Source organism: Bradyrhizobium sp. CSA112, assembly GCF_029051645.1.
In the GTDB taxonomy this organism is placed as follows: Bacteria; Pseudomonadota; Alphaproteobacteria; order Rhizobiales; family Xanthobacteraceae; genus Bradyrhizobium.
In genome coordinates, this window is the sequence record NZ_JAACFS010000003.1 from 63,407 (window position 1) to 76,113 (window position 12,707).

A 12,707-nucleotide genomic window follows, 5' to 3' on the forward strand; every position below is an offset into this window, starting at 1 on the left:
AGAGCCAGTGGGCGTCGGAAAAGGAGGGTGACACGCTGCTATGAATTGATTGGGGTAGGGTCGTTGCTTAGAGTTTTTGCGTAGGTGCCCAAATGGATTTTCAAATGGATTCTATCGGTTCCTCCCTTTCTCGCCTTCAAGATGCGGTTGGCCGCTGCATGGTACCGTCCGCCGCATCGAGTGATGTTAGCCAACTTAGACACCAGATTGAACTTAGGCAGCGTGTCCTGAAGGATATCGAAGTCATCAGATGCCGGCTGTCGCTTTTCTTTCGCCACAGAGGCAAGGGGCAGCGCAGGAAAACGCAGCACCGGCGGGGGCGATCGAGCCTTGACGCGCGCCAGGACCACGGCTGGCGAACTCCTCGTCCTTAACTGCAGCTCTTTGATTGGTGCAGTTCAAAGGGGCAGGCTGGGAATTTTCGCGCGGCTAGGTTTCTGTGTCAAAACAAGCGCAAAGACCGCCGAATTAATCATTTTCCCGTGGAACTCTTGTGATCCCCCTTGATTGTCATTCGGGGGTGTGACATCGCATTATGTTCTAAGCATTATGTTCCGAGGCGAACCAAGAGCGGCGGCATGGCTCCAAAAAAGATCGATTTTGAGTCCTGGTCTCTGGATGAGCTGTGGGCGCTTCACGGAGAGATCAGCGGGATTCTGTCAGCGCGGATCAGGGCCGAAAAAGGCGAACTCGAAAAGCGCCTGGCGGTGCTTAGTCGCGGTACAATCATCGCAGGCGATTCGGGAAGTTTGCAACCGGAGGGTAAGCCCCGCCGCAAATATCCCCGGGTGTTGCCAAAGTATCGGAATCCTCAGACCTCCGAAACCTGGTCCGGCCGCGGCAAGCGGCCGAGGTGGCTGGTTGCAGCAGTCAAGTCGGGACGCAAGATCGAAGAGTTCCGGATTGGCGAGGCTGGCACGAAGGCTCGTCAGCGAGCGTGAGCTGGTCGACGGGGTATTCTATTATTAACCACAAAATTAACGGGTTGGAGGCGCGGCTGGCGAACTGAGATAACTTGCCGTCAGGCATTATCGATGCGCGGCAGAGGCAAGCGGTGACCAATCGGGATTGGACAGAAATCGAGAATGAGCTGAATGGGCTGGTGCCCGGCCTTCCACAAGGCGAAAAGAAGGCGTCGCGCACTCAAAGCGTTCGCCAAACGATCCAAACGGACGAACAGGCGCTACTGGCGCACATAGCTGACGCTCTGGTCCAACAGAAACAATACTGACGCGTAATTCCCGGGCTTGAGTTGGCGCTACGCCGGCTATGTTGATTCGCAAGGTGCCGCCTCACTGAGAGCGCCTTGAATCAGCTCGGATCAATCTGCTCGACTGTCAGGCCAATTTTAGCGCCTAGTACGCGTTGCGACCGCGCAGCACCTCAATCGGTGTCTGGACCAGGATAGCCAGATCCAATCGAACGCTCCAGTTGTCGATGTACCAAAGGTCGTACTCAACCCGCCCTTCAATAGAGGCGGCGGTGGGTGTGGGTCCTCGACACCCGTGTATCTGGGCCCAACCCGTCAACCCCGGCTTCACGCGCCGCCGGAAGGCATAATTGCGGACAACCTTGTCAAACTGGCCGTCTTGAGAGATGGCGTGCGGCCGCGGCCCGACAAGTGACATGCTTCCGTAAAGCACATTGATCAGCTGCGGTAACTCATCGATGCTCGTCCGACGCAGCCATTTTCCAACGCGAGTCACACGGCTATCGACCGGCCGGGCCTGGATGACCGATGGCCCGTCCTCCAGCACGCGCATGGTGCGGAACTTGTAGATTGAGAAACTCCGACCGTTGAAGCCACAGCGTTGCTGCCTGAAAAGGACCGGACCAGACGAGTCCAGCTTGATCGCTAATGCAACTACAGCAAGCAGCGGCGACAGAATAACCAGGGCAAGTCCGGCGCCGACCAAATCCGTAAACCGCTTGATGGCTCGCTCAAGGAATGTAAGTGGCCCTCGCTGGATTTCCACGCATACGGTGCTGCCAAGGTCCCGCGTGGGTCGCCTGAACATCTCCGAAAGCGCGCCGACGGGTACAAAGGAGACAGGAGTCGGTAGAACCCGCAGTTCGGCGACAAATGCACGCAATTCCGACCACTGGTTTGGATCTGCCTCAACGATGATTTCCTCGACATTTGAGCCGCGAGCATTTTCAATTACGCGAGCGCTAAGCCGCTTGCGGTGATCAGAACCGAAACGAGGCGAAGGCAACCTGAAATGCTGGGTCACACAAAATCCGAGCATGCTCAGCGTTGGCAAAAGTCCCACATCACTAGACTGTGGTTGATCAGAAATCAGAATGATATTGCCGCCGGCAAACTTTCTTCCACTGAGACCCCTCATGAGCAAGCTCTTCATGAGAGTTCGTCCGACAAAAAGTAACGCAAGACTGGTAAGCGCAAAGGCTATTCCGGCGCCGCGAGAGAAGTCGTCACCGAAGTTGAGCAAGCCGGCCATAGCCGCCAGAAGGATAAATGCGTATAGCCAAGCGCCGCAAACGGCGCGGATCTGATTGCGCAGGACCAGCAGTTCGCTTGGCCTGTACATACCCCGCATCTTCAGCAACGACACAAACATCGCCGATACGACGATGGCCGAGCCGATCGCATTTGCGAGGCCTGCCGCTGCCCCACTACTGTAGAGCCGGCACAAGAAAACTGAGATGATGCTTGCGAGAACGATGGTGGCGAGATCGGCGCAGATCGCAACCAACTCGATGGATCCATACCGAACTGGCCATTTCCGTTGGGCGGCCAACGGAGAGCTGTATTCTTCGAGGGCAATTCCCTCGTGGAGGCTGGCCGCAATATGTCGGTTAATAAAGTTCATGCCAGAACCAATGTCGTTCGCGGCTTTTTTTGCAAGTGGGATTAATTTATTATTAATGGTTTAAATAAATCAAGCAAAAACGACGACGAATTAAATAAGTTGGATTATTTCTTGAGATGGATTATTTCGGCGCCAGTTGCACACGGGCTGATCCACGTGGCAGCCGCGTAGCGCGGCGCCTGGACAGGCCGGCCCCGGTGCCATCACAAGGCTATGGGCGATTGGGATGATTGTTGATGCGCACCAAGGCGGCAGCAGATCACGGCGATCACTGCCGACCGTTGCCGCGGTCCAGGTTCGCAGCCGTATCGATGCTCTGATTCCGCCGGGAGGAGACAGACTAAAGCGTGATGCTTCGGAATCGTGGTTGAGCGATTCTTTCATAGAATCGCTACCCACGTTTCCGGATCATGCTCTAGGTGGTGTGGACTCTAAGGATTCCCTTTTAGGAGCAAATCAGATTCAAGGCTGCTTTTGGGAGGCAGTCTTGGGTGTGATGGACCGGTTGGTTTTAAGCGACGCGGCGTGGGAGCGGATGGCGCCGCTGATCATCGGCCGACCCGACTAGAAGGGTTCGACGGGCCGCGACAATCGGATGTTTGTCGAAGGTGTGCTGTGGATCGTGCGTACGGGCTCTCCCTGGCGTGATCTTCCGGAAGCGTTCGGGGAATGGAACAGTGTATTCCGTCGCTTCAGTAGATGGAGCGTCAAGGGTGTTTGGTGGCGCATCTTTGAGGAGATATCCGATGATCCGGATTTCGAATATCTGATCGTCGATTCCACCATCGTCCGAGCCCACCAGCACGCTGCCGGGGCCAAAAAAGGGGGTCTGAAGATCAGGCGCTCGGCCGCTCGCGCGGTGGCCTGAGCACCAAGATACATCTGGCCGTTCGAGGCTTGGGATGTCCCGTGCGGTTCATCCTTACTGCAGGTCAGAAGGGCGATGCACCGCAACCCGCCGCATTGATCGAGGGATTGGCCGCCGAAGTCGTCATGGCCGACACGGCCTATGACGCCGATCACTTGCGCCAGGCCATCGCGGCCAAAGGCGCGCTCGCCGTCATCCCCAACAACCCGTCACGCGCGCTCAAATATCCGCTCGACAAGCATCTCTATGCCCAGCGCCATCTCGTGGAATGCTGCTTCTCAAAATTCAAGCAATTCCGCCGCGTCGCAACCCGCTTCGAAAAGACCGCCCGAAACTACCGTGCCGTCGTCACTCTCGCAGCCATCATCTTATGGATGCGGTAAGTGTCCACACCACCTAGGGAGTCGTAGTCGTAATCGGCGGCGGCGTTGTGATAATCGTCGTCGTTCCGGTGCCCGAAGCAGCAGCTTTGAGAGCAAAGAAGTTGGTTGCGTAGATAATCGGATCGTTCACGGTCGCCATGATGGTTCTCAGGAAGACCAGGAACTTGGTGGTTTCCACGCTAACTGAGTTAGATGTGTAAATGACGTCCTTGTTCCGCATGGCGAAGGACTGGGCCAGGAAATAGCCCGAGGGATCCCGAAGGTTTACGTGAAAAATGATCGGAATGATGTCGCCCTGAAAAGGCCTGACGTCGACGCCGATCTCTTTGGCCACCGCCCGCGTTTCGCCGCGGTAGAGATACACCGCCGCAGGATCGGCTTGAGCGTCGTTCAGCCCACCTTGTCTTCCGATTGCCTCTGCCAGCGACAGGCGCCACGCGTCGAACTTGAATTGGCCTTGGGTTCCACCGGCGCCAAACGCGACGAAGGTCTGCGGCATGTTGAATAGGTAGATGACATCGTTGGGGAGCACATAAATGTCATTGGCAGGCTCATACATCAGCGCGCCAAATGGCACGCTCGCACGATGCCCCATCCGTTTAAGTGAGACCCACGTGTCGTAGCCTTGCGCGGATGGGCCTCCTGCACGTGCGATCGCATCAAGGACGCGTTCGCCAGAGGGACTGGCTGGAAAGCGGCCGGCGTTTCGGACGTCCCCTAGGACGGTGATCAAGGAAGTGTTCTGCGTTGCGAGGTTGACCACGACTTGCGGTTCAAGGGCGCGAGCCTTGAGTTTGTCCGTGATCTCCTGGCTAATCTCGAAGGGCGTGCGGCCCTTGGCCCGAATAGAACCCGCGTATGGAACCGAGATATTGCCTTGTTCGTCGACCGCTTGGTTGGGAATGGTGACAAAGTTGCCAGCGCGAACGCCCGCTTCGGACGTGAAAAGACCGCCGGCTGCGGCCTCAAAAATAGTGACACTGACGATGTCGCCGATCCCGAAGCGAAATGCCTTCGGCGGGGTTTGAGCGGCAAACGCCGTGGATAGCCTGGGTATGTGTTGGCCAAGAATGTTGACGACTTCCGGGGTCAACTTGACCAGCGCGTAGGGGAGGGCGGCCGGCTCGCTGCCTTCCTTGGCCCTCTGGACGTCTGCGCCCAAGGGGCCGCTACCGGGCGTGATGATACATCCGGCACAGAATAGGGTCATAATGCCGACCGCGATTCTTGCCCCGATTTGCAGTGTCCGGATCAGAACCATTCCCCCAACTATCAACTGAGACCAATGGCGGGCACGTTGGCACTGCCGGGCGACTCGGACCAGCCTGTTCGTCTATCTAACTGAAAAGCAGTCCCCGTGTGTTGCGGGCCTGCAACAGTGCGGGCCGGCGCAACAACCAATCATCACCGATATAGAATAACAAATCCCTGCTTAGCCGGATTTGGATAGGCCGTAGCGGGCGCAGTGGTCGTCGTTGTAGTAGTCGCGCAGATAGGTGTCGTAGCGAGCCATTGCCTTGATATCGGTCTTGTTGAGGACAGTGCCGATCAGGCTGTCGTGGATGGTAGGTGCGGTGTGGAGGGCGTGCTTGACGACGTCGATCTTCGTCTGTCCCCATTCGACAACAAGGATAAAGTGGTCGACGAGCTGTGTTGTCGCGCGAACATCGACCAGTGGAGTCAGGGGCGGAAGATCGACGATGACGTAGTCATAGCTAGCCCGCAACCGGTCGAAGAGCTTGTGCATCGAGTCAGTTGCCAGGAGTTCGCTGCTGTGCAGCAGGTCGCTCCGCCGAACGGCCGGCAAGAATGCCAAGTTCGTTGTTGAGTCGCGCCAAACTGTCTCTTCTATCGATTGACTGTCATTGGTGACCTCGATTATGCCGGCGGTCGCAGTTGGTGCGAGACTCGAGGACAGCGAGGGGTTCCTCAGGTCGCAGTCGACGATGACGACGCTCTTTCCACCATGCCCAATGAGCTGCGCCAGGGAAGCTGCAATCGTTGTCTTGCCCTCATTGGGCAGAGCCGAGGTGATGCCGATAACCTGATTTGAGGTTTTGGTCGCATTGAGGTCGATTGCCAGCTTGATCGAACGTATCGCCTCGGCGAACCTCGACAGCGGCCTGTCGATGACGGCATGGTGGATGGTCGAATCCCTCGCAATCGTTCGCTGGCCCAAATTCCCTTCAGTCGAACGCGATTTGGCTCTGCGCATCGGCGAATGCGGCATGACGAGCTCCGGCACCAACGCGAGGCATGGCAGTCCCAATTCGGCTTCGATCTGCGTGGAGGTGCGAAAGACGCGGTCCATCAACTCCCGGAACAAGCCCAACATGACCCCGAAGCCGATGCCGCCAATCAGGCCCAGCGCCATGACCATCTTGCTTTTCGGCTTGCTTTTGCTCTGCGGCGGCGACGCAGGCTGGATCACCCTTGTCTCGGAGATGGGAAAACTCTCCTGTTGCTTCGAGCCCATGTAACGCTGCTGGAAAAGGTCAGACAAGTTGCGCAATCCCTTTGCGCGACTGTCCAGCTCTTTTATGGTCAGTTCGGCCGCATTCGTTGTGCGTGATTGAAGCACAGCAAGAGACAGTTGTTTTTCGATATCGCGTTCTCGCTGCTTGGCGACCTCCAGGTCGCTTCGACTGGTTTCGGCAACTCTTTTTACCTCCTCAAAAATGGACGAGCGCAGGTTCTGCATGCGATCACGTATAGTGAGGACAGCCTGATGGTTTCGTCCAAATCTGGCCGAATACTCGTTTTCGCGTCTCATCAGTTCGAGATACTGCTGCCGGAGGCTGCTTATGATCGGATTATTCAGGACATCGGAGCCCGCTGCGTCCAGAGTGCCAATCGACGACAAATTCGCTGGGTTGCTGCGCAAGATAGCTTCGTACTGGTTTAGCTTGGCTGATGCTTCTGTTACTTGCGCACGAGCGGCGCTCAATCGACTGTTTAAATCGCTGACCTGCTGGTCGTCGATCAACTTGCCATCCGACGAAACGATATTGTGCTGAGACTTGTATCGATCAACTTCGCGCTCGGCATTGAGTGCCTGGTCGCCAAGGTCGCGCAGCCTGTCCTGCAGCCAGCGTGTTGCACTTCGATTGGCTTCGAATTTCGCATTCAGTTGTTCGGCGATGTAGGCCTTCGCAACTGCGTTTGCGACTTCCGCGGCCCGTTCGGGGTTCCTTGAATGGTAGCTGATCTCGAGGATGCTGCTCATGCCGACCCTTATTGCCGAGAGCCGGTCCTGGAATGCAGCCACAGTGGCATCAGGTAGCGTCGCCTGCGGTTGCTCCGGTGGCGGCCCCATACGCCAAAACAACGAGGACAGCGAGGGGCCGTAACCGGTGAGATCCGGGTCATTGGCGAGATTGAGCTGAGTGATGACCGAGATCGCGATCGCGCTTGACCTGACCAGCTGGATCTGGGTCTCCACTTGCTCGCGGTCGAAGGCTGGTTCTGCAAGTAGAGACTGCTGCTGTACGAACTGAGCCCTGGGGTTTGCCAGCAGAACCTGCACACGTGCAGTATAAGTCGGTGGGGTGATCCGCAGATAGATCATGCAGGATGCTACGGCGAATACAGCGGTAAGGATGATCACTAGGTACTGGCGCCGCAGTAATCCCAATGCGAAATTGACAATCTCGCTCACCCCACCAGATCCAGCATCGTCGCCATAACCCGGGCTGGTTTGCGGGCCACGGGTCTTTTCAGCTTGTAACATGTTAGTTTGAAGCATTTTGCTGCTCGCTGCGCCGCCTGTGATTCGCCGCGCCGACGGCCGCACCAATTGTGGGCCAGACGCCGGTTGAAGCCTCCGGCCGGGATTTGAGGCATTTAAATATAACAGGAAAAAAATGGTTGTCCAAAATTAAATGATGGTAGTTAATTCAATTGGGTGGGTTGAAACCATTGCGGCGATACCCGCAAGATGCTTGGTAAACGGCTGTCCAGAGGAGAATTCTAGTCGCGCGAGCGCCTCGATCTTTTCGAGGAGTTCGTTTTCTTTCGAGAGCTTGATTGTTCTGATCGGGCAAGCAACTTCTTGAGCTCCTCGCGGAGGCGAAGAACTTCCTCGTAGCGAACCGTCAGATCATCCTTCATCATTGGCTCATGGCGCTTTGGCATACTTCAACCTAGCGAGAGCTCAATGGTCTGCAAACAAAACTCCGGATTAAGCTTGATAGACGCTCAAAAGGTTATTTCTGGAACCCTAGTTTGTTTGCCCGCATCCTGCGGCAGATCGGAAGTAGAGCGACCATTGTTAATTTGGGGAATTCCGCCAGCGGGTTAAATGATGATCAAGGCTCGATGCAACGTAGGAAGGCGCCCGGCGATCCGGTTCGATTCGGATTCTCCCAGCGACACGGAGTCATAGACGCTTCATTTAATTTTAGAATCGAATTGACGCAGCTTTTAAACGGATATTAAATGCGAATTATTTTCACCGATCGCTTCGGATTTTGTTGTCGTGCCGATTCAAATGCTTGCCCATGTATTCTCCAGACTCTCCGATTCGGCCGGAGACACGGGCGCCTGGCCTGCGGCGGTTCGAGTATGTCTCTGACGACTTCAATTGGACGAGCTATGGCATTGATCTTCAGGCCAGAATTGGCAGCATAGGAGTCACCACAATGGACACGGAACTTTTTACGGACGGGATTGGCGAGATCACCGTGGGCGGCTCGATCGTGCGTGTGGACCTGTTCAGCCTTTCACCGACGGAACGGGACGCCAACAACGCGCCGAAACGGGTGTTCCGTCAAAGGCTGATCTTCTCCGTGGAGTCGTTTGCGAACTCGGTCGAGGTGATGCAGAAGGCACTTCAGGGCCTGGTCGATGCTGGCGCAGTTCGGCGCACCGATCCGTCACAAGCGGCTTCGCCTACCGGCCAACCCGCCCCGAATAGCCCGCGGTCTCCGAATGTCTCAAGCAATTTCCGCTGAAACCGATAGCGCTGGCTCGGTGGAAGAGCCCACTGTGGCGTCGAAAGACGCGTGTCCACAAACCGCGCTAGACTGCCTCGCCAGGGTGGCCACTCACCACGGCATCGATCTGCCGGCCGAGCGCCTGCGGCATGCCTATGCGGTCGACGGCACTCCGACGCCAGCGGACCTCCTGCTGCGGATGGCGAAGGAGGCAGGCCTGCGCGCGCAGGCCGCGCAGCTCGATTGGGGCGTTCTCTTCCGGATGGGGCAGGCATATCCGGTTATGCTCCGTCTCTCGAACGGTAATTGGGTCGTCGTTCTTCGCGCTGCGGAGATGTCCGATGGCACCGCGGCGGTTGTTGTTTTTGACCCGCTTGCCGAGCGTCAGAATGAGCCGCTCGTCGTTGGCCAAGAGCAATTTTGCGCGCGATGGCGGGGGGACGCCATTCTGATAAAGCGCGAAAACATGTTGTCGGATGGCCGGAGGAAATTCGGGCTTCGCTGGTTCGTCCCCGACCTGATGCGTCAGTGGCGGCTGTTCACCGATGTCGCCATTTGTGCCGTGTTGCTTTACGCGCTCGGTCTCGCGCTCCCCATCTTCTTTCAGCTGGTCATCGACAAAGTCCTGGTGCATGAGAGCTTCACCACGCTTTATGTGCTGGCGGCCGGCGCCGCCGCTGCGCTGGCTTTCGATGCGATATTCGGTTTCCTGCGGCGCTACCTGCTGCTCTATGCGACGAACAAGGTCGACATCCGCATAGCGACCAAGACATTCAGCCATCTGCTGGGCCTGCCTGTAACCTTCTTCGAGCACATTTCGGCCGGCGTTCTCGTGAAGCATATGCAGCAGGCTGGGCGAATTCGTGAATTCCTGACCGGGCGGCTCTTCCTGACAACGCTCGACGCCTTGTCGCTATTGGTGTTCATCCCGGTACTGGCGCTCTACAGCTTGAAGCTGACCTCTGTCGTTCTGGCCTTCACCGCTCTCAGCGGTCTCGTTGTTGCCTTGTTGATGGGGCCATTCCGCCGGCGACTCTATGACTTGTACCAAGCGGAGGGTGCGCGGCAGGCGCTGCTGGTCGAGACCGTACACGGCATGCGCACCGTGAAGTCACTGGCCATGGAGCCATTGCAGGGCAAGACTTGGGACGACCGCTGTGCACAAGCGGTGTCCATGCGTTTCGGAGTCGAGAAGATTTCAGCGACCGCCCAGGCAGTCACCGGATTTCTCGAGAAGATGATGACGCTTGGGATCATCGGCCTGGGTGCGCTCGATGTCTTTAGCGGCGAACTGACCATCGGCGCACTGGTAGCCTTCAATATGTTAGCGGGGCGGGTTTCCGGGCCGCTGGTTCAAATGGTCACCATGGTTCACGAATATCAGGAAGTCGCCTTGGCCGTTAAAATGCTAGGCGAGGTGATGAACCAAAAGCCAGAAAGGGACGGTAACCGCGACGGATTACGGCCGGATCTGAACGGGAAAATTGAGTTCGAAAACGTCTCCTTTCGGTACGGTGCCGAAGGTGCGCCGGCGCTGAACGACGTGTCGTTCTCGATTGCGCCTGGCTCGGTATTTGGGATAGTCGGCCGAAGTGGTTCAGGCAAGACAACGCTCACACGCCTGATTGCTGGAATGTATCCGGTGCAGCAGGGCTTGCTGCGGATCGACGGCTACGATTCCCGGGAGCTCGAGCTCGAGCATCTGCGCCGGAACCTCGGCGTAGTTCTGCAGGATAGTTTTCTGTTTCGAGGTACGGTTCGAGACAACATCGCCTGCGTGAAGCGCGATGCAACGTTTGCCGAGGTAGTAAGGGCCGCGCAGCTCGCCGGCGCCGACGAATTCATCGAGCGCTTGCCGCGTGGCTTCGATACGATGATTGAAGAGAACGGTTCAAACCTGTCGGGCGGGCAGAAGCAACGTCTTGCGATCGCCCGGGCACTCATCACCGACCCCCGTATTCTCATTCTCGATGAGGCAACCAGTGCGCTCGATTCCGAGAGCGAGATGATCATCCGCCGCAATTTGCGGCGGATCGCCGAGGGACGAACCGTTATTATCGTTTCCCATCGGCTGTCGATGCTCGCGGACGCCAACGAAATCCTGGTGATCGACCGCGGTCAGATCGTTGACGTGGATCGTCACGATCATTTGCTTTCGAAGTGCACCATCTACCGACATCTCTGGAACCAGCAGACGAAGCAAATCGCATGAAGACGGAGAAGCCGCGAGCCGTTGCGAAAGCGGATAAGTTGACGCAGCCCCGAAAGGTTGAGCGGCGCCGGGGAAGGCTGTTCAGGGCCGCCTCCCGACAACCGCGCGTGATTTCCGAATTCCAGTCCGATGCGATCGAGGTAGAGCAACGATCGCCACCGCGATTCGCTCGCCTCACGCTCTATTGTATCCTTGCGCTTATTATAGCGGCGGTTACCTGGGCCACGGTGTCACAGGTCGACATGATTGTAACGGCCCAGGGCAAGCTGGTCACCATGCGTCCCAACCTCGTGGTGCAGCCGCTGGAGACCTCTGTTATCCGGGATATCCATGTCAAGGCTGGTGATCGGGTAAACCGCGGCGACCTGCTGGCGACGCTCGATCCGACATTCTCGCAGGCGGATCACGATCAGTTGCGAAACAGGGTTGCTGTTTTAGATGCATCGATTGCTCGTTTGAAAGCTGAGTTGGCTGGCGCCGATTATGTCGTGGCCGACTTCGGCGATGCCGATTCTGTCCTGCAGCACAAGATGTTCCTCCAAAGGAAGTCGGCGCGCGAAGCGCAGATGCAGAATTTCGATGCGCAGATCGCTTCCGCTCGGGCCAATTTGAAGACAGCGCAGAACGAAGAAGCGGTCCTGGTGCAGCGGCTTGATAACATGCGGTCGATCGAGTCAATGCGCAGCACGTTGATGGACAAGGAAGTCGGATCGAAGCTGAATTTCCTGCTTTCCCGCGATGCCCGCCTCGACGTCGAAAGCAATCTGGCTCGCGTTCGCGGCAATATCGCCGATTACACCCATCGGGTCGACAAAGCACGAGCCGATCAGAAAGTGTTCGCCGAGGATTTTCGCCGCACGGCGTACCAGGACCTGGTCGAGGCGCTGACCAAGCGAGATAGCGCATCGGAAGAGTTAAAGAAGGTCGAACTGCGCAGACAGCTAATCGTATTAAGGGCCCCGGCAGACGCCATCGTGCTCGAGATCGCCAGCCGTACGATCGGTTCCGTCGTGCGCGAGGCGGAAACGCTTTTTGTGCTCGTCCCGCGGGATGTATCGCTTCAGGCGGAGGTCAACGTTGAGGGCAGGGATGTCGGGCAGATATCAATCGGCCAGCCGGTGCGGATCAAGTTCGAGCCTTTCCCGTTCCAGAAATTCGGGACGGGAACAGGAACGGTCCGCGTCATCAGTCAGGATTCATTTGCGCCCGACCCTAAAGCCGAAGCTGCGCGCCGCATGACAGTTCCTTATTACCGCGTACTGATCGATTTGTCCGACGTGCGACTTCGAGTGCCCTCCGCCCGTACCCACCTGATGCCGGGCATGGCCGTTACCGCGGAAATGAAGGTCGGGCAACGTAGCGTGATCTCTTACTTCCTCTATCCATTGCTACGTGGATTGGACGAAAGTATCCGCGAATACTGAACGCAATCATAAGCATGGCAGTCATTTCATGAAGATAAGTTCAAATGCTGGT

At 57.0% G+C, this 12,707-nt stretch carries 7 protein-coding genes and 1 pseudogene; 5 read left to right on the forward strand and 3 right to left on the reverse strand.

Translation table 11 applies throughout. The features are described 5' to 3' along the window. Positions 1-578 precede the first annotated feature (578 nt). Positions 579-941: an H-NS histone family protein gene (locus GWE18_RS07950; protein WP_275185225.1), complete on the forward strand. Its 363-nt coding sequence runs from the start codon at positions 579-581 to the stop codon at positions 939-941. Positions 942-1,355: 414 nt separating this feature from the next. On the opposite strand, the gene GWE18_RS07955 is transcribed toward GWE18_RS07950, so the two are convergent. Continuing rightward, entirely contained in the window at positions 1,356-2,834 is a 1,479-nt protein-coding gene (locus tag GWE18_RS07955) for an undecaprenyl-phosphate glucose phosphotransferase (RefSeq protein ID WP_275185226.1), read from the reverse strand. Positions 2,835-3,429: 595 nt separating this feature from the next. On the opposite strand from GWE18_RS07955, the pseudogene GWE18_RS07960 reads away from it, so the two are divergent. Beyond that, positions 3,430-4,085, forward strand: a pseudogene (locus tag GWE18_RS07960) (IS5 family transposase). Positions 4,086-4,098: 13 nt separating this feature from the next. Here GWE18_RS07960 and GWE18_RS07965 read toward each other — a convergent pair. After that, positions 4,099-5,346 carry a polysaccharide biosynthesis/export family protein gene (locus GWE18_RS07965; RefSeq protein WP_275185227.1) on the reverse strand — a complete coding sequence of 416 codons (1,248 nt, stop codon included), beginning with the start codon at positions 5,344-5,346 and terminating at the stop codon, positions 4,099-4,101. A gap of 171 nt (positions 5,347-5,517) precedes the next feature. Then, on the reverse strand, positions 5,518-7,830 hold the full coding sequence (locus GWE18_RS07970) for an AAA family ATPase (RefSeq protein WP_275185228.1): 2,313 nt from the start codon (positions 7,828-7,830) through the stop codon (positions 5,518-5,520). Between the two features lie 895 nt (positions 7,831-8,725). Between GWE18_RS07970 and GWE18_RS07975 the strand changes: the two genes are divergently transcribed. The 3 genes from GWE18_RS07975 to GWE18_RS07985 are packed head-to-tail and all read left to right on the forward strand — an operon-like array spanning position 8,726 to position 12,655. After that, complete coding sequence (locus GWE18_RS07975) at positions 8,726-9,037, forward strand: hypothetical protein (RefSeq protein WP_275185229.1); 312 nt, start codon at positions 8,726-8,728, stop codon at positions 9,035-9,037. After that, positions 9,015-11,231: a peptidase domain-containing ABC transporter gene (locus GWE18_RS07980; RefSeq protein WP_275185230.1), complete on the forward strand. Its 2,217-nt coding sequence runs from the start codon at positions 9,015-9,017 to the stop codon at positions 11,229-11,231. Before GWE18_RS07975 ends, GWE18_RS07980 begins: the two co-directional genes overlap by 23 nt. Next, complete coding sequence (locus GWE18_RS07985) at positions 11,228-12,655, forward strand: HlyD family type I secretion periplasmic adaptor subunit (RefSeq protein WP_275185231.1); 1,428 nt, start codon at positions 11,228-11,230, stop codon at positions 12,653-12,655. The genes GWE18_RS07980 and GWE18_RS07985 overlap by 4 nt, the downstream gene beginning before the upstream one ends. Positions 12,656-12,707 lie beyond the last annotated feature (52 nt).